This window comes from Singulisphaera acidiphila DSM 18658, from assembly GCF_000242455.2.
GTDB lineage: Bacteria > Planctomycetota > Planctomycetia > Isosphaerales > Isosphaeraceae > Singulisphaera > Singulisphaera acidiphila.
The window spans coordinates 883,319-902,322 of record NC_019892.1 but is presented as its reverse complement, the minus strand read 5'-3'; the positions used below and the strand labels follow the sequence as shown (position 1 = coordinate 902,322).

General features: G+C 62.8%; 12 protein-coding genes. 9 read left to right on the top strand and 3 right to left on the bottom strand.

Features of this window, described 5'->3' with window-relative positions; translation table 11 throughout:
* Positions 1-16: 16 nt before the first annotated feature.
* On the bottom strand, positions 17-1,801 hold the full coding sequence (locus tag SINAC_RS03535) for a cytochrome c peroxidase (protein WP_015244320.1): 1,785 nt from the start codon (positions 1,799-1,801) through the stop codon (positions 17-19).
* The gene (locus SINAC_RS03530; RefSeq protein WP_015244319.1) at positions 1,798-3,297 is read right to left on the bottom strand and encodes a S41 family peptidase; all 1,500 of its coding nucleotides are present in this window, start codon (positions 3,295-3,297) and stop codon (positions 1,798-1,800) included. Before SINAC_RS03530 ends, SINAC_RS03535 begins: the two co-directional genes overlap by 4 nt.
* 1,201 nt (positions 3,298-4,498) lie before the next feature.
* Between SINAC_RS03530 and SINAC_RS03520 the strand changes: the two genes are divergently transcribed.
* The 5 genes from SINAC_RS03520 to SINAC_RS03500 all read left to right on the top strand — a co-directional run bounded on the left by SINAC_RS03520 (position 4,499) and on the right by SINAC_RS03500 (position 10,966).
* The gene (locus SINAC_RS03520; protein WP_015244317.1) at positions 4,499-5,989 is read left to right on the top strand and encodes a cellulase family glycosylhydrolase; all 1,491 of its coding nucleotides are present in this window, start codon (positions 4,499-4,501) and stop codon (positions 5,987-5,989) included.
* Between the two features lie 122 nt (positions 5,990-6,111).
* A complete protein-coding gene (locus tag SINAC_RS03515; RefSeq protein ID WP_015244316.1) occupies positions 6,112-7,500 on the top strand; it encodes a CehA/McbA family metallohydrolase domain-containing protein in 1,389 nt (462 codons plus the stop codon).
* Positions 7,501-8,232: 732 nt separating this feature from the next.
* Positions 8,233-8,730, top strand: coding sequence for a hypothetical protein (locus SINAC_RS03510; RefSeq protein WP_015244315.1), 498 nt, complete (start codon positions 8,233-8,235; stop codon positions 8,728-8,730).
* Positions 8,731-8,894: 164 nt separating this feature from the next.
* The gene (locus SINAC_RS03505; RefSeq protein ID WP_015244314.1) at positions 8,895-9,884 is read left to right on the top strand and encodes a DUF1559 domain-containing protein; all 990 of its coding nucleotides are present in this window, start codon (positions 8,895-8,897) and stop codon (positions 9,882-9,884) included.
* A 506-nt stretch (positions 9,885-10,390) separates the two neighbouring features.
* Positions 10,391-10,966, top strand: a complete 576-nt coding sequence (locus tag SINAC_RS03500; protein ID WP_015244313.1) for an Hsp20/alpha crystallin family protein — start codon at positions 10,391-10,393, stop codon at positions 10,964-10,966.
* Positions 10,967-11,066: 100 nt separating this feature from the next.
* On the opposite strand, the gene SINAC_RS03495 is transcribed toward SINAC_RS03500, so the two are convergent.
* On the bottom strand, positions 11,067-11,366 hold the full coding sequence (locus SINAC_RS03495) for a helix-turn-helix domain-containing protein (protein WP_015244312.1): 300 nt from the start codon (positions 11,364-11,366) through the stop codon (positions 11,067-11,069).
* Positions 11,367-11,949: 583 nt separating this feature from the next.
* Here SINAC_RS03495 and SINAC_RS03490 point away from each other — a divergent pair.
* The 4 genes from SINAC_RS03490 to SINAC_RS03475 all read left to right on the top strand — a co-directional run bounded on the left by SINAC_RS03490 (position 11,950) and on the right by SINAC_RS03475 (position 18,958).
* Positions 11,950-14,715: a non-ribosomal peptide synthetase gene (locus tag SINAC_RS03490; RefSeq protein WP_015244311.1), complete on the top strand. Its 2,766-nt coding sequence runs from the start codon at positions 11,950-11,952 to the stop codon at positions 14,713-14,715.
* Between the two features lie 328 nt (positions 14,716-15,043).
* Positions 15,044-16,723 (top strand): calcineurin-like phosphoesterase C-terminal domain-containing protein, encoded by a 1,680-nt coding sequence (locus SINAC_RS03485; RefSeq protein ID WP_015244310.1) that lies wholly within the window; start codon positions 15,044-15,046, stop codon positions 16,721-16,723.
* 102 nt (positions 16,724-16,825) lie between these two features.
* Entirely contained in the window at positions 16,826-17,020 is a 195-nt protein-coding gene (locus SINAC_RS03480; RefSeq protein WP_154673964.1) for a hypothetical protein, read from the top strand.
* A 435-nt stretch (positions 17,021-17,455) separates the two neighbouring features.
* The gene (locus tag SINAC_RS03475; RefSeq protein ID WP_315851126.1) at positions 17,456-18,958 is read left to right on the top strand and encodes an Ig-like domain-containing protein; all 1,503 of its coding nucleotides are present in this window, start codon (positions 17,456-17,458) and stop codon (positions 18,956-18,958) included.
* The last annotated feature ends 46 nt before the right edge of the window (positions 18,959-19,004 follow it).

Here is a 19,004-nt window from a genome sequence, read left to right as displayed (position 1 = left end):
GTGCTTGCCCTGCGAATCAAAGCGTCTTCAAAAACGCAACTAAATCGGCAACCTCCTGGAGTGAGAACTGGGCGTCATGGGGATGGTGGTGGGTGGCGAAGACATCGCTGAGGGTCTTCGCCCGGCCATCGTGGAGGAGGGGGGCACGCACGCCGATACCCCGGAGGGAGGGGGGGTTGAACATGTGGTTGCCGACTTCATCGATGAGTCCGACGTCGTAACATTCGGTCGTGGTGTAGTGGGGCGGCGCGTGGCAAGCCGCACATTCCCGGGCGACGAAGAGCGCGCGGCCACGCTCCACCGCAGGGTCGACCGGTGAAACCAGAGCCAGAGTTGCGGGCGGACTCGCGAGCGTGCGAAGGTAGGCGGCGAGGTCCTCGACCTGCTCGTCGCTCGGACGCCGGCCCTGCATGGTCGTCTCGATCGACTTCCGCACCTGGACTTCGAGCCGGTCGACGCCTCCGAGCCAGGTCCAAGGGGGAGTCGAGCCGACGCCGAGCAGCGACGGAATCTGTTTCGGTGCGCCGAAGGAGCCGTCGCCGAGCGTGTCGATTTTCGAGCCGGTCGTGTGGCCGTCGGTGTGGCAACTCTGGCAGCTCATCCAGCCGTCGTGCGACAGCCTGGCATCAAAAAAGAGGGACTCGCCGCGATCAGCCCGGCTTGGCTCCGGACGTGGACCCAGGCGAATCGTCCCGATCCGCTCGGCCGCGCCGAGGGAGACGACAGCGATGACGTCGTCAGCCGTATCGGCGACATACGCCTTCGTCCTCTGCGGATCGAGGGCGATCGCCGTGGGCCGGCGGCCCACAGCGAGCCGGTGCAACGGTTCGCCCGTCCCCGCGCCGATGGCCACCTCGCCGACCCCCGCCAGGGCAACTACGTAATTGCCAAGTCGGTCGAAGGCCACCGCAGCTGGGTCGCCGGCCGCGTTGCCCACGTCACCCAGCCTGAGCAGGCGACTCCCACGGAGCAGCTCAGAGTCAGTCCCGGAGGCGAGGAGCCGATCAACCCGCAAGACCCGAAGCGGGTTGCTCAGCATCGAGCCCCAGTGAACGTCCTCGAATCGACTCATCGACAAAGGATTGAGCACCTGGTGCGCCACCAGCAGCGACCGGCCGTCCGGCGAAAGCGCAAGCCCCCCGATATTATGCGCGGGCAACGACCGAACCGACTCGATGGCCCCACGCTCGAGGTCGACCACAGCGAGCTTGCCGCCGAAGGCATCGGCCACGACAAGCCTCGAACCCTCGCCGAGGCGGATCATCCGCCGTGGGCTGAACGGCAGTTCGAGGGTCCGCACGAGCGTGAGCGTGGGATGTTCGCTCCCTTTGCTGATCTCGACGACCGTCAACCGTCGCGACCAGCGCGAAGCCACGACACAGGTCATTCCATCGATCGAAACGCTGAGGCTGACCGGGTCCGGCCCAACCTCGATCCGGTCGACGACGCGGATCGAGCCATCCCGATCTTTCAGCAAGAGCAGCGTGTCGGCCGCTTGGTCGACCACCAGCAGGTGGTGGTGGTCGGGCAGGGGGGCAACGTCAGCCAGACCGCGGCCGACGTCAAACTCGGCCACAACGGCCATCGTCGACGCATCAACAACCGAGAGACTGCCGCTCCGCCGATTGGCGACAAACAGGCGAGTTCCCTGGTCACCGAAAGCCAAGGCGACGGGCTGGCGTACTCGGGTCGGCAAGGTCGCAACCAGCGGCGGCTCAGCGCCGGTCGCCCCGGGCTGACAGGCACCCCCCAACAGGAGAAGAGTGGCACCGTGCAGGAACGCGTTTCTCTTGAGGCTCATTGTCCTGCGTCTCCGGTCGCTTTCAGCTCTTCGCTGAGGAGGCGCAGGGCTTCCTTACTGGTGAGGTCGAGCAAGTCCTGGGATTTCTCATCCGTGGCCGGGAGCGGGCGTGAACCCGAGAGACCTGGCCTCACCATCGCATCCGCCGCAGCGAAAGGATGGTCGGGCTTCACCCCTCCCTGGTCCAATCGCCCCTTCTGGGGTTGTCTTGCCGGGAACGCAATCCCTTGACCAGGTTGGGCGGGCAGAAGGACGCCGATGGGCCGGCCATCCGCACGTTCCAGGATCCGGGTCACCATCTCGATCGCCCAGTCCCCCCCGGCAACCGGCACGATCGTCTTCGCCGCGGCATCGCCCCAGGTTCGTGTGCCAACCAGGGTCGCCCGGTGATTGTCCTGGAGCGCGGCGGCGAGCCACTCCGCCGGGCCCACGGTGGTCTGGTTGATCAAAACGGCCAACGGCCAACCCCGAAAGAGCGCGTCGGGCTGAGCCTGATAGGTCATGCCCCGGTCGGCCGTCCGAACCCGGCCGATCGTTCCGCCATCGAGCAATTCATCCGCCAGGAGAACGGTCGCGTGGAAGTCCGCATGGGCTAACGAGCGCAAGTCGAGCACCAACGCTCGGAACCCCTCCGACTCAAGCTGTCGCGCAAACTGCCGGAGCTCGTGGGGCGTACTTCCGTCGATCGATTCAATATTGAGGTAAGCGATCGGGTCCGACTCATGGATCCGAGCGTCCCAGCCGCCGGTGACACGCTCGCGAACCCCCTTGATTGTCGGCCGAAACAGGCGACGACGTGTGATCATGAGCCGTCGCTGCTCCTTCGACTTCGGCTGCCGAAACACGAGCTCGACGTCCGTCCCTTCCTCACCTCGAATCCGGTCCACGAGTTCGTTGGTGCTCATCCCGGCGGCGTCTTTGCCATCAATCTCGTCGATCAGGTCGCCACCGAGAACCCCCGCGCGTTGTGCGGGGCCCCCCTCCAGCGCACGCACAATCTTCGGGCGGGTCTCAGCCAAATCAAAATCGATCTGCACATGGATCCCTACATAGAGGTTGCCTTGGAGTTGTTCATGAACCTTGGCTTCCTTGGCGGTGAACAGCCTGGTCTCGCTCGGAATCGCCTGGAGCATCCCTTCAATGAAGGCATAAGTGAGCCTTTCGGGCGTGGTCTCTTTCCGCTCGGGAGACCAAGGCCAGGTTTCCTCGACGAGCGCAGCGAATTGCTCGGGGGCCGCCATCGCCGAAACCCGTCGCCCTAACCCGGCGGGCACGGGCACTCCGGCCGCATTTGAGGCCGCCTTGATTCCACTGCAGATCATCTCTTGCCGCGACGGCGGGTCAATCTGATGGGCCAGGACGGCATCACCAACGGCCTGGATCAGTTGCGTGGGCGCGGCCTCGGGGGCGGGGGCGTTCGCCGGATCGGCCGCGCCCAAGGCGGCGAGCGCCAAGGGAACAGGCCAGACGAACGCCATAATGAACATGCAGGCCATAGCTTCATCTCCCAGCGAGGATCCAGACGAAGATCGATCCAGGAGTTCCGCGACGATTTCGTTGAGGCCAAAAACGCCCGGCCCCGTTCGCCCCTGGCCAGAGCGAGGCCAAGATCAAACCGGTCAGGGCCAGGGTCGCTGGCCTAAACCTCTGGGAATCGGAGACCGGCTCAATCGACTCGTTGTCCTCAGAAAAAGGACCAGCGCCCCATTGAGGAACAGCAGAAGCAGCGTCAGGTTGAGGAGTGATTCCCACGACCAGCTCACCCTGGGGCAAGTCGCCAAGTTGAGTGAAATCCAGGCAATCAAGTACATCACATGACGAAGCTCAAATCTCCACCTCGCCCCCACTCGATTTCGAGGTCGCGGTTCCTCCTCGGGTTGAAGCGGTTGTGCAGGAAACGGTAGCGCGGAAGAATCGCCCCCATCCTCGTTCGCAGAGATCGGGCCCCAGCGTCCGGCAAACAGTCGCCAAAAGCGCTGGCCGCACCCCAGACACCGGTAGATCGGGTGGGGCAAAGGCTCGGGGAGATCACCACCTGGGGACTCATACTGAAGTGTCAGTCGACGGCAATTCGGACAGCGACCGGGCGGCCGTCGCGGAGGTTCGTCCGGAAAAAATCGAAAACGCCCCACCATGGTCTCCGCCTCAGGCCTCATCAGCCCACAACGCGCAGATAAAGGGAGAAGTCTCACCCCCGAGCGAATCTCCAGCGTATCGGTCCTCCTGATCGGCCGCCAGGGGCCTGAGGATCGTTGTCGTCGATGCCTCGCAAGCTCAGCCCAGGCATTCAACTCAACCGAGGAGACCAAGCCAAGCCACACTCGACGACCGAACCAACACCCCCAAACCATCTCGACCGCAGGCTTACCGTCAGCCTCATGGTCGCCAACCCAACAAGCAAGCCCGCTACCGCCGGCGGACGACATCGAATCGCAAATGGGAGAGCGGGCCGGCTTTTTTTTCTGAGTTTCCGCAGCTCCCATCCACGTTCGTTTCCCTTGGATGCCACTGATGATACGCCATCGGCAACTCAAATCTTGACGCCTCTCTTCCCTGATCCGAGGGCGTTCGAACGGCCTTGGTGGCAAAACGAGAGCTATAATGCCCTTGAAGTGCGTGCCCACGACCATAGTGGTATGATCCTTCCTCGGCATGAGCCGGGGTCGGACGCGGACGGATCGACCAAACCAGGCCACGATGCGCCATCAGTATATCCCCCCCATTTTCTTGGCTCGCTGCCTCGCGACGCTGGTGTTGCTCGTCTTTGCCATGGGTCGCGACGCGACTTCAGGAGAGCCGTGGAGCAGACCACCGGCGCCTCCAAAGAGTCCCCCGGTTTCTTCTCCGGCACTTCACCCTCCCAGCTTGATGGCGGCGGGCCGACACTTCGTCGAGCCCACCGGACGCGTGGTCATTCTTCGCGGAGTCAACCTGACAGGGGATTCCAAGGTCCCCCCATTCCGCCCCGGCCTGACCGAGATCGACTTCGCCCGACTCCAGGGGCTGGGCATGAACGTGGTTCGCCTCCTCTTCCTCTGGGAAGCGTACGAGCCTCAGGCGGGATACTACGACGAGTCCTACCTGGCGGAGATCCGAGCCACGGCCGAAGCGGCCTGGGCTCACGGCATGTATGTCGTGATTGACATTCATCAAGACGGATTCTCGCGCTATGCGTCGCGCGGCAGCGGCGATGGTTTCCCAGGCTGGGCGGTCTCGCACCGCGGCCGGCCCTCGACCCCCGACAACAGCCCCAGCAGTCGGTACTGGCCAGTGCTCATGGCTACCGACCCGACGACGCATCGATCGTTCCACGATTTTTTCACCGACGCCATGGGGGTTCGGACCCGCTACCTGATGATGCTCTCGCGAATCAGCATGACTTTTGCAAATACACATGGCGTCATTGGCTACGACCTCATGAACGAGCCCTGGGGAGACGAGGAGCTGGAACTCGCCCCGCTCTATCGCGACGCGACCGCCGTCCTGAGATCTCAGCATCCATCGGCCCTCATGTTTATCGAAGGGCACGTCACGACCAATACGGGCATTCAGACCAGGCTGCCTCGCCCCGCGTTCGCCGGCGTCGCTTACGCGCCCCACTTCTATAAGCTGTCGACCCTTGCGCTGAACCGGTGGTACGGCTCGCCCACGACCGCCCACCATGCGTTCGCCAACATGACGGCGAAGGCCAACGAGTGGAACGTCCCCCTCTTTCTCGGCGAGTTCGGCGTGGGCGCCGACACCCGCAACGCAGGCGGTTACGTCTCCCACCTCTACGACCGCCTCGATGCATGCCTCGCCTCGGGCGCCCAGTGGAACTACACCCCACGGTGGAATGACCAGACCAAAGACGGCTGGAACGGCGAGGACTTCTCGATCCTCGACCCGGCGGGGGCCATTCGCCCCAACTTCCAGCCTCGTCCGTATCCCCGCCACACGGCAGGTACTCCGCTTCTCTTCCATTATCAGGAAGCGAACCAAGGGGGATGCGGACTGTCGTTCGCTTGGGACCACGATCCGGCTCGAGGAGATACCGAGATCTTCGTGCCCAACGCCCTCTTCGCACGCAACTCGGCCATCACCTTTTTCCCGGCCGACGCGATCTGCTGGCGCGACGAGGTCAGGCAACTCCTCGTCTGTCGTGCGGCAAGACCGACGACAATCCGCATCCAAATGACGCCTCACTAAAGAATGCGCAGCCCGTCGATGGAGATTCAACCTGCGCCGCCGCCTATTGATGGGGACTCGATCCCCAGATATGGTGAGACCCCGTCCGAACCCCATCCCTTATTTGTCTGAGCGAATTCGCCATGATCGGCTTCATCACCCTCTCTCGCCGAAGACCCATCGGCCTCGTCCTCCTCGGCCTGATCGCGGCCAAGACCGTGATTGCCAGTGAGGGAGAGGCCCCGAAACCGAAATATTCCCCTGTGGAACGGATGGCCCCGGCCCGCCTGAAAGCGGCTCACGAGGATGTGGTGCGGATCCAGGCCTCAAGACGGCCCCCATCCCCGATCGCCGGCCTGAACGACTATCGCTCCATCCTCCACGCCCACGCCGAAGACTCAGCCCACACCGGCGGCACGCGCCTGGAGATGCTTTCGGAGGCGAAACAGGCGGGCGTCCAAGCGATCCTTCTAACCGACCACCATCGGCCTCCCAAAGACTTCATCACCGACAGTTGGCGTGGGATCCGCGAGGGAGTTCTCTTTATCCCAGGCTCCGAAAGCCGTGGGTTCCTGATCTATCCGACGCGGTCGATCATGGGGCGGATGAGCGACCCAGCTCCGGCCTTTATTGAGGCGGTTCGCGACAACGACGGCCTGATCTTCCTCTCGCACATCGAAGAACGGCCCGACCATCCCATGACCAACCTCGACGGCCTGGAGATTTACAACCGCCACGCCGACCTCAAGAAAGACAAGGAGTGCCTGCCCACCTTCACTCTCAAGCTCACCGACCCGGAGTCGCTCGCCGAATTGGAGGAAAGTCTCCGCCTCTTCCCCGACGAGATCCTTGCAGCCCAACAGACGTATCCGGCCAATTACCTGGCGAAGTGGGACGCCGAGACCAAGGCCCGCCGCCTGACCGGTGTGGCGGCGAACGACTGCCACCATTACATGGTCCTACTCGTGACGATGGTCGACGCCGACCACGTCCGCATCGGCACGAACGTCGACGCCGAAAAGGACCAGCGCACGATCGCCGCGACGCTCCGACCCGGGATCCGGGCCATGACCAAAGGCCACCAACCGGGAGACGTGCTGGCGCGAATCGATCTCGATCCCTACAGCCGTTCGTTCCGCAACGTGAGCACGCATATCCTCGCCCCTGAGTTGACCGAACCGGCGATCCGCCACGCGTTGCGCGCGGGCCATGCCTACGTCAGCCACGACTGGATCTGCGACCCCACCGGGTTTCGGTTCGAGGCCATCGCCGGCCCGGACGGCTCCGCTCATGCCCTGATGGGAGACGAGGTGAAGCTTTCGCCAAACCTGCGACTGGTCGCGAACTTCCCGGTCTCCTGCCGGATTCGCCTGCTCCGTGATGGACGGGTGATCGAGGACCGTCAGGGCGACAGCCTCGACGTGGCGATCCAGGAACCGGGCGTGTATCGCGTCGAAGGATGGCACACCTTGGATGGCGAGGAACGTCCCTGGATCTACGCAAATCCCCTCTACGTGCGCGAGGCGAAGTAGAAGGAAATAGGAGAAGGGCCCGAAGCGACCAACGCTCCGGCACCTCAGAGCCAAGCAGGGATGGGCGCCCTGAACCACGCGTGAAGGGCAGGGCAGGCCAACCCACTCACTCGATCACCCCGAACCCCATGCGGCGGCCGACTCGATCCTGCGTCGCCGCCGTAGCCTACCCAACAACCGCAGAGCCTGGGCCTCCTCAGCGACACCCCAGGTTCTCAACTTCAGAGTGAACGGAACACCAAACAATCACTCTGTTCTCATTTCATCCCATCAACGATTCTGTGTCGATTTTAATCATCTTTACCATCCAACTACACATAGATCCAGTCACACCGCCATATTTCTCATGCTCTCACGGCTCGCTTGCCCGGCTCTCAGGGTCGCCTGGTGTTACTGCCAGGAATAGACTGGCCTTATAAGAATGTTTCTTAGCCAAAAATCACAAGAAAAATCGATCCACCTCAGCGTCCGGCTTATATTTGACATTTGCAAAAAAACGATGCCTTAAGATCTTGCCGTTTAGAGTTAAGCTAGACTATGTTGGCAGGACATTCTTTCGAAAGAGCCTCTTGATCTCGAAGCGCAATCGCTTCTCAGGGCTCTCATCATGCAATGCATGGCTTCTCTCCAAACCAGTCGTCCCAAGGGAAGGGAATCCCTCCCACGGCATCGAGCGTTGAACCAGTCCTCTCCGGATTCGGTACATTCGTGTTGGTTCCAGGAGAATCAAGTATGTCCACGCCACGACATGCGAGCAGGAACTCGCTGTGGTTGGGTTTGGCCGGCGCAACCTTGATCGCGGGTTGCAGCGCATCAACTGACGAACTGCCTCGCCAGGCCGTCTCCGGCGAGGTCAAGTTGGCCGGTACCCCGTTGAAGGCCGGGATGATCCAGTTCATGCCCACAGCGCCAGGTGCGGCGACTCCCGGAGCGGCGGCCGTCACCGACGGCAAGTACGCGATGTCAAGGTCCAACGGCCTCGTCCCAGGCCCTTACCAGGTCTCGGTGACGAGTGCCCCGGCCTCTTCAACGGCCCCATCTACGGACATGATGCCCGGCGACCCGCTCCCGCCGGCCAAAGAACCGATCCCGAGCATCTACAACGCGAAGACTACCCTGAGCGCCACGGTCACCGAAGCAGGCCCCAACTCGTTCAACTTCGAACTCAACGCCACAGCCCCAACCACAGCCACGTCCCAAACTCGGTCCAAGTCTTCGAAGTTCAAGTAACGTGATCGCTGCGCGGGGTCTCCTCGCCCCGCCCTTTTCCATGCCTACACCTCTCCGCAACCAGTCCGCCGTCCCGGGCGGGCCGACTGCCGTCAACTCGAGGGTTTCGTCTTGATTCCTCGTCATTCGACTTCGGTTCATCTCCGAAGGGAGGGAGTTTCGCCATGGCACGTCCACGAAGTGGGTTCACTCTCATCGAACTCTTGGTCGTCATCGCCATCATCGCGGTCTTGATTGCCTTGCTCCTGCCGGCGGTTCAGGCCGCCCGAGAGGCTGCGCGTCGGGCGCAGTGCATCAACAACCTGAAGCAGATCGGCATCGCCATGCACAACTACCACGACGTGATTGGGAGCCTGCCGCCAGGCACCCGGTCCTCGGTCTGCGGCACCTGGCAGATGTTCATCCTGCCGTTCATGGAAGCGAGTCCCCTCTTCAACTCCTACAACCAGATGGGGAGTTACCTGCTGCCGGACAAATCGAAGAATCCCGACGGCAACTTGCGATACGGTGGGGTCTGCAACACGACCTGTACCGGCTCACGGTTCAACACGTTCACCTGTCCCAGCGACACCCCCACCAAGATCGGCAACGTCACGGAGCACAACTACGTCGCAAACTTCGGGAACGCCGGATTCTTCCAGGAACTGCAGACCAGTTCGAGCGGGGCCACCTATGCCACTCCCTATTACGCGACCGGGGGATGGTTGGGCGCCCCGTTCTCCGACAGTGACCCGTCCTTTTATCCGTCCCGCCAACGGACCTACAACCTCTCGTCCCTCACCGACGGCACGAGTAACACGCTCATGGCCTCCGAGACCATCCAAAGCCAGGATGGCTCCTTTCGAGGTTACACCTGGTGGGGCGATGCATCCGCGTTCGAAACCTGGCTGGTTCCCAACAGCCTGCTGCCCGACGTCACTCAGGGCTATTGCACCTCGATCTTCCCCGTCGTCACCCCCCCGAACCCGCCTTGCATGAATGCCACCGGCACCCAAGGCCCCACCTACGCCGCGCGGAGCCGGCACCCCGGCGGAGTGAACACCGTGTTCTGCGACGGCAGCGTGAAGTTCATCAAAAATTCCATCTACCTAAATACCTGGCGTGCCTTGAGCACGTCCCAGGGAGGCGAGATCATCAGCGCCGATGCCTATTGATCCCACTTCCGAGGCCCCGCGTTTGTGGGGCCTCGACTCAGATTGATTGGCTTCGCCCTCAACGCTCGAAACGGTTGGTTCCATCCTCAATTGGGGCAGGGCCGCTTCAGCCTGCGGCCAATTTCGCCGGCCGGACTGGCGACGACAAACTGTCGGGCCGCTTTGAAGAGCGAACATTCTGTCTCGGTCCTTCCCCGGCTTGCCCCATCCGGGGCCATCTCGCAGAGCCGGCCTGCGAAAGCATAAGCTCTTTCATGTACTGGCTTTGGAAATAGGGTAAAGCCGCGAGTACGGCAAGGAGATCGAATGGGCGCGCCGCTTGTATGAGAAAGAAGAATAGCCAGGTGAGTGGACAAAGGCCAATCGACCAAATCCAGGTCGGTAACGATCCAGAAGATCATGCCAGTCTACGATCCGTGCCGAGGGTTCGATCAATGAAGTCGAACCGCTCCGTGAGACCACAATTCCAGGAGACCCATCCCGAGCTTGAAAGGAGCGAAGTCGCCATGGCCATCCAAGCTTACGAGCCCCTCCGTGAGATGGTCAGTCTTCGCGATGCGATGAACTCACTGTTTCAGGAGAGCTTTGTCCGTCCCCTCGGGTTGTCGGCGGAAGGCTCTTCGGTGATGCTCCCGCTCGACGTCACTGAGGACGAAAACGAGTTTATTCTCAAAATGTCGATGCCGGGTGTGCAACCAGAAGATGTTCACATCACGGCCCACGGACACGACTTGACCATCCGGGGCGAGATCAAGGCGGAGCAAGAGAGAAAGGATCTGCACTGGCATCTGCGCGAACGCCGATGCGGCCAGTTCCAACGGACGGTCACTCTGCCAACGATGATTAGCCCCGACAAGGCTCAGGCCAGCTTCGAGCACGGCGTGCTGACGCTGCTCCTGCCCAAGGCCGAGGAGGCCAAGCCCAAGGAGATCAAGATCGGCCGCCAGGTGCCGTCTCAGATCAGTGGGCAAAAGCAATCGCACAACGGCGGCCAAAAGCACGCCCCGGCACGATCCCAGGCAGGCGGTCACGAGCAAGTTCAGGCCGAACCGTCGAGCCAAGCCTCCCCGGATGCGCGGTGACCTGGGAAAATGGGCAGGCTGATCGCGGGCCCGATCACCGGTGAGAAGAAGATTCAGGCCCCGGAACAGGCCCGCGAGCGCACCACGTGAAATGGTTGCCCTATTTCGGCCGCCGATGCCCCGACCGACGGGCCGGGCGGGCCTGTGCGGTGGCGAGACCGCCCTCGTCGTGGTCAACGTCGGACTCGATAACTTTGAGTCCCAGCGCGGCGGCGAGTTTGTCCGCCGTCGCCAGGCTCAGGCCCCGGTCCCCAAGCAGGAACCGTCGGACCATCCCCGGGTCGACCCCGGCCGCCCTGGCCAACTGGGAAGCCCTCAGTTCCCGCGCCGCGATGACTTCACGCAGTCGATCGCTGATAGGACAGGGCGAACGATCCGGCCCCTCGTCATTTGCGGTCATACCCTGCGATCTCCGACACCCCAAATGAACGAGAACCGAACGACTCACTAGCAAGCGGGGTGAGCTTTCGAGAGTCTCCGCCCCCACGACCAGTATCAGCGCCAGTTGGACCCAAGTCGGGCCGGGAAAATTCAGTCCGGCTGAAGTCTTGCTCTCGAATCCCCTCGAGCACCGAGCCTCTTGCCATGGCCTCAACCCTCTCTCGGGACGAGCGGCCATCCCATCCGAACCGCCCGGTAATCAGCCTGGCGTGCGAAAACCGCGTGGGTCGGCAACCCGGAGAGAAGCAAATATCGGCCAATTGGCCGAAAACGGGGTTGTCGCGGCCGAATGGCCGATCTATGCTCGCCCCGAACTAACCGCCCTTGGTCGTAGCCACCTCCCCCCGACGCGTCTCCGCCGTCGCCGTTGACGGCTGTGTTAGGGGGACACGGCAGCGGTTCCGGCTCCGCACCAGTCTCGACCCGTCCGGCCCTGAACCGACGTGTGGGCCGCCCCAGGCGTCCGCCTTTGGCGAACACAAAAGGGGAGCGGCGAAGGACAAAAAAAAGGGGGGCCCGGGGGCGGGCCGGAGGCTTTTTGCATGCGCATTATGCCGGCCGAGGACACGGACCGGTCCGTACGTTGCGAGCGGCCCCCGACGGAGGTCGGGAGCCACTGGCCAGCAGCAGAATGGAACGAAACGGCGACCGACTACCCCCGTGACGCCTGCATCCACGAACTTTTCGAGGCCAGAGCCCGCGAGGCCCCGGAATCCGTCGCCCTTGTGCTCGGGTCCGACGTGCTGACCTACGGGGAGCTGGCCCACCGGTCCAACCGACTGGCTCGCCGCCTCCTGGATCTGGGTGTCGGGCCCGACGTCTTCGTCGGGATCCTCCTGGAGCGATCCCTCGAGTCGGTCGTCGCGGCCCTGAGCGTTTTGAAGACGGGCGGCGCCTATGTGCCGCTCGATCCGTCGCACCCCCCAGAGCAACTGGCGTTCCAACTGGAGGACACGCAGGCCCCCGTGCTCCTGACCCGGACCGCGCTCCGGCCCCTCCTCCCGCCGCACACGGCGGCCGTGGTCTGCCTGGACTCGGATTGGCCGTCGGTCTCCCGTGACAGCACGGACCCGTTCCCCCGGCTCGGGTCAGCCGAAGACCTCGCCTGCGTCATGTACACGTCGGGCTCGACCGGCCGCCCCAAAGGGGTAATGGTCACCCACCGGGGGGTGGTCCGCCTGCTATTCGGCGTCGACTACGTCCGGCTCGGCCCCGACTCGGTTGTCCTCCACATGGCCCCGCCGGCGTTCGACGCGTCGACCTTCGAGGTCTGGGGGCCGCTGCTCCATGGCGGGCGTTGCGTGATCGCGCCCGACGCCTTGCCGTCCGCCCGCGAGCTCGGCCGCGTCCTTCGCGAGGGACGGGTGAACACGCTCTGGCTCACCGCCGCCCTGTACAACGTCGTGATCGACGAAGCGCCCGAGGCTCTCGCCAGCCTCGACCAGCTCCTGATCGGCGGAGAGGCGCTATCGGTGGCCCACGTACGGCGCGGGCTCGACCGGCTCCCCACCACCCGGCTGATCAACGGCTACGGTCCGACCGAGGGGACAACGTTCACCTGCTGCTACCCGATCCCCCGCACGCTCGGCCAGGACACGGACTCCGTCCCGATCGGCTGGCCCATCGGCAATACCCGGGTCCACCTGCTCGACGACGCAATGCGGCCGGTCCCGGTCGGGGTGACGGGCGAGCTCTACGTCGGTGGCGACGGGATCGCCCGAGGCTACTTGAACCGCCCGGGGCTCACGGCCAAGGCGTTCGTCCCCGACCCCTTCGCGGCGTCGCCCGGGTCGCGGCTCTACCGCACCGGCGACCTGGCCCGGTGGCGACCCGACGGCCTGCTCGAATTCCTCGGTCGAACCGACGACCAGGTCAAAGTGCGCGGCTTCAGGGTCGAGCTCGGTGCGGTTGAGGCGGCGTTGCGGCGTTGCCCGGGCGTGGCGGGGGCGGCGGTCCTGGCGAGGGAGAACGGACCGGGGGGCCTGGAGCTCGTGGCCTACGTGACGGCCGCCCCTGGCTCTCTGCAACCGCAAGAGTCCGACCTGCGCACCCACCTGGCGGCGTGCCTGCCGAAGTTCATGATCCCATCGGCGTTCGTGCCCCTGAACTCCCTGCCGCTGACCCCCAGCGGCAAAGTCGACCGCCGCGCCCTGCCGAGGCCCGACCCGGCGGCGCGGCGTGGAGAGACTGCCTACGTCGCCCCGCAGGACGAGGTCGAGGCGCGGCTGGCGGCGGTCTGGGGCGAAGTCCTCGGAGTGGCGTCGGTCGGGGCCACCGACGATTTCTTCCGGCTGGGGGGCACCTCGCTGACGGCGCTTCGGCTGGTCACCCGTGTGGAGCATGCGTTCAGAGTGCGGCTGCCACCACTGGCGCTGCTCCGCGCGCCGACCGTCGGCGAGTTGGCGGCCGTCGTCCGCGCCCAGGGCAGCGGGGAGAGACCAGTCGGTTCTTCGCTCGTGGCGATCCGGGCCGCTGGAATGGCCCCTCCCTTCTTCTTCCTGGCGGGGGGGACGTCCGTCCTGGACGGCCGTGGCGCCCTTTACCTGCATCGGCTGGCGGAATTGCTCGACCCGGGCCGGCCGATGTACACCTTCGTGGGCGAGGGTTTCGACTCGGGGATCGCGACCGACCACCTCGTTGAGCGACTGGCAGCCCGGTTCGTCTCCGACCTGCGGGCGGACTTCCCCGATGGCCCGTACCATCTCGGCGGGCACTCCTTCGGGGCGTTCCTCGCCTTGGAGATGGCCCGGCAACTCCAGAAGCTGGGCAAGCCGGTCGGCCTGGTGGCCCTCCTGGATCCGTTGAGCCCGCTCTACCCGAAGAAGCTCGTCCGGCGGGAGCGACGCTGGGCCCCCCCCGTACGACTCGCGAACCACTCGGCAGTCGGACGCTTCGCCGAGTCGGCTGGGAAGATGTGGGAGCGGCTTGCCCCCCGTACGGTCACGGTCGCCCCCTCCATCCCAACCGATTCCCTCGATCCGGCCGACTCCCCCGACACCGTCATACCCCCGACCGAGGAGGAGATCCGGCTTGGATTTATCAAGGAGTCTGTCGCCCGTTATACATCGATACCCCGGCCCTTTCCGGGCCGGGTGACGCTATTCCGACCGTTGGAGGCGCCGCCCGGACACGCCGGGTTCAGTTGCGATGACCCGTTTAATGGCCTCGTCCCCCTGGTCGGCCCTGGGATCGCAGTAGTCCCGGTCCCAGGTAACCACTCGACGATGGTGTGGGAGGCAGGTCTGCGTGTCACCGCCGCCGGCGTGGAAGAGGGGATGCGCCGGGGCGCAGGGATCGGAAAGGGGTGATTGCCCCGGAACCGGACATCAACCAGAGAGAGTGTCCAAGCCCCGGTCGACAAACCCTTGCGGCCGGGGCAAAGGAAGCCGCCCGTTGACCGCATAGAGAACGCGGCCCGAGCCGCAAAGAGCCCCACCGATGCTTCCGGAGAGCCTCCCAAAGGCATGCTGATCGAAACGAAGGGTGAGGACTTGATCCTCGCAGAAGGTTACCGCTGAGCTTCATCATTCGCTCATGCCTCATTGCTAAAGTCGGGTAATCCGCCGGCTCCACTTCGCAATCCGGCCGCGGATCCCGTCCCCCCCTTTGTTTCGATCCTCTGGAGTCTTCCCAACCATGCGAATCTCCCCAGCACTGGCCCTCGTTGCAGGGACGGCCTTGGCCTTCCCCGGCCTGGCCACAGCCCACGATCCGTCGGGCAAACACGACAAGGCTCACGAGACCCCTGTGCAGACGGACGCCGCCAAGACCCAGATCGCGACCGGCGTCGTGTTCCACGACCAGGATCGCGACGGCGTCCACGACGACGGCGAAGAGGGCCTGGCGGGGATCCGCGTCTCCAACGGCCGGCAGATCGTCCGGACGGACCACGAGGGCCGCTATCGCCTGCCGATCGATGACGACACCATCCTGTTCGTCATCAAACCGCGCGGCTGGATGACCCCGGTCAACGAGGACAAACTGCCTCGCTTCTATTACATCCACAAGCCCGCAGGCTCACCCGAGTCGCGCTTCCCCGGCGTCAAGCCGACCGGGCCTCTGCCCGCTTCGGTCGACTTCCCGTTAAACCCGCAAGAGGAGCCCAATCGGTTCCGCGCCTTGTTCTTCGGCGATACCCAGCCGCGCGACACCAAGGAGGTCGAGTACATCACGCACGACGTTATCGAACAGGTCGTCGCCGAGAAATCCCACGGCGCCTCGCTGGGGGTGACTCTCGGCGACATCGTCTTCGACGACCTCTCGGTGATGAAGCCGCTGAACAAGGCGATCGCCCTGATCGGCATCCCTTGGTACAACGTCATCGGCAACCACGACATGAACTATGAAGCCAAGGACGATCAGCACTCCGACGAAACCTTCGAGAGCCACTACGGACCGTCGTATTATTCGTTCGACCACGGCACGGTCCACTTCCTGGTGCTGGACGACGTCGCCTGGACCGGGGCCAAGGAAGGGGAGCGCCGCGGCCACTTCGTCGGAGGCCTCGGAGCGAAGCAGATGGAATTCATTCGCAACGACCTCGCCCTGATCCCTCACGATCAGCTCGTCGTGCTCATGATGCATATCCCGCTGATCGACGTCGAGGACCGTCACGAACTCTACCGGCTCATCGAGAAGCGGCCCTTCGCCCTGTCGGTCTCAGCACACACGCACTTTCAGCAGCATCATTTCATCACCCGCGCAGACGGCTTCGAGGGCAAGGAACCGCACCACCACGTCGTGAACGTGACGGTCTGCGGAAGCTGGTGGACCGGCGCCCCCGACGAAAAGGGGATCCCCCACACGACGATGCGCGACGGCGCCCCCAACGGCTACTCGATCTTCACGTTCGACGGCCAGAAATACGACATCGAGTTCCGCGCCGCCCGCCGGCCGTCAGACCATCAGATGAACATCCACGCCCCGGAAGAGGTCACCCGCGACAAGGCTGGCGAGACCGAAGTGCTGGTCAACGTATTCGCCGGCTCTGAGCGATCGACGGTCGAAATGCGACTCGGCGAGTCGGGTCCCTGGCACCCGATGGAGCGGAGCGAGCTCGAAGACCCATACTACGCCGCCATGAAGTCGCTGGAGAAAGGATCGAACCCGCCTCCGGGACGGACGCTCCCCGCGATCATCAAGTCGCCGCACATCTGGCGTGGCAAGCTCTCGGCCGATGCCCCCACCGCCGGAACCCATTTCATCCACGTGCGGACCACCGACATGTTCGGCAAGACCTACAACGATCGTCGTGTGATCCGGTTCACCGAGCCGGAGGCTGCCCCGATCGCCAACGCAGCCAGCCGAGATCACTAAGAGTCGACGACGAACTCACAGTCCCCCAAAAAGCATAAGCATTCGTCACCAAAGGCGCGAGTGTCCGGCAACTTGTCATAGTCGGCCGGGGTGGACGATGGGTTGAAGAAATGCCCCGTCCGAGGCGCAGTGCTCGTCAACGGCGAGAAGGACGGCGTTATTGAAGGGCAATACGCCGTCACCTTCTTCTGGCCGTCGGACGAGGGCGCAATGCCGGTCGATCGGCTCGGCGGCCGGTTCAGCGACTCCGGTCGAGCCGCTTTCCGGCCGAGCGTTGAGCCGAAGGCAAATGATTGAATCGCATGCGCGGCCGACGGGCCAAGGCCCGTGTTGGCCATCGTCGGACGCATGATACCGAGTTCGCGGACCGGTTGGCGGGAAACCTCCCACAATTCCTCGACCGAGAGCTCTTGGTATTGAGGTGGCGAGCAGTCGGTTTATTTGCAGACGTAAGCCATAGCGAACATCAACCAAGAAAAATTTATTTGCCGCAATCCCGGCCTTTTCAAGCATTTAAGGCGTTACTCACGACAAACGCAGAGGAGTCCCGAGTTTTTTCCTTGCATCTCATTTCACAATCCCCCAAATTATCCGTCGCGACCACATTTTCCAGACATTTACAGTATCTTCACATAATTCGATGATCGTCATCAAAACAATGACGATCTTGCGTCTGCTCGACTGACATCATCGGTCGCGAATTGCGTTCCTCAATGCGATTTCCACAAGCTTATGGCCATATGCCTGAAAGCCGCGTTTGCGCTTCGGGCAGCCAGTGAATCACCTGAGGTCGACATCATGAGCCGTCGTTTCCCCCCCCTCGCTCGTCATCGTGCGCGCCCTGATCGACGGAATCGGCCCACCCAATCCTTCGTACCGCAAATACAATCGCTCGAAATCCGGCAACTCTTAACCAATCATCCTCCAGTGGCGTACGACAGGGGCCCCTATAATGTTGTCCATGACCAGACCATCGACAACTCACTCTATGCGACCGACGAGGATGCAGGCGACTTGCTGACCTATTCTTTGGTCGCAAATGCATCACACGGGTATGCGACCGTTGGCCCCGATAGTTATTTCGCATACACTCCCTATCCCGGCTATGTGGGAACGGATAGTTTCACTTATGTCGCGAACGATGGATTAGCCAACAGCAATGTCGCCACCGTAACAATCAACGTCACAAACGCCCCCCCCGTGGCTCGAGATGCCGGCGTCTTCACCACAGAAATCAATGGAAGTCTAGACAACGGAATTAGCACCTATGTCAGTGATCCGGATGACAACTATTTGATCTACAGCATTCCCGAGGACGGGGGACCGAAGCACGGTACGGCTTGGATGGATCCCAGCAGCGGATACTTTATGTATACCGCGGAGCCTGGTTACGTAGGACGCGACTCTTTTTCCTACAAAGCCAATGACGGGATTGTCGACAGCAACATCGCCACAATTTACATTAACGTCCGTCCTTATTTTACTTATTATTTGATTTTTATTCCGCCGCCGTGCCCTTGCGCGGCTCCCAATCAGGGACCTTTAGCGTCTCCGGCCCAATCGGGCTCAAACGGATCCAATCCCAACCCGCAATCCCCCGTGCTTTGGAACATGTCGGAAGCCCCAGTCCGCTTTGCCGACGGAGTCATCGAGCTGGAAAATACCGACCTGCAATCGTATGGCTTTGGGATGCCTTGGGGGCAAAGCCGAAGCTGGACGAATGGGGCGCAGTACGCAGGATCCGGCAACAACGGCAATGGCATGGTCAACTTGCAGCTCCCCTACCTCTCTCAGGTTAACGGGACCAACACGCTCGCCGCCATAAGCAACGGAAACAACGCCTACTATTTTGATCTTTCCAGTGGCAGCTATAACGCCCGCTATGGCGCAACGGTCCGGCTGAATTACGATTCCGGTAACGGCGAATATGTCCTGACCGATCCCTCTGGAAACCAACTTCGCTATTACGGATTCGGCGGCGCCATCCCCTATTACCAACGGGGACAACTCAAGACCTATACCGATCAGGCGGGCAACACAATCGATCTCAGCAGTCGCACCAGCATTGGCGACGTGGCCGAAGTGGTCCGGAGTCATACCTCCGGCTCGTCAACGATCTCTGAATCTTATTTGTATTCGTACATTGCGTCAGGGGTGAATCAAGGGCTCCTCGCGAGTGTCACGCAGCGGACGCGGACCAACGGCAGGGCCAGCGCGTATAACTGTGCGGCCTGAGTAGTCTGGCGCGACAGACCGTGGCTCGTTATCTTTGAATCGGTCC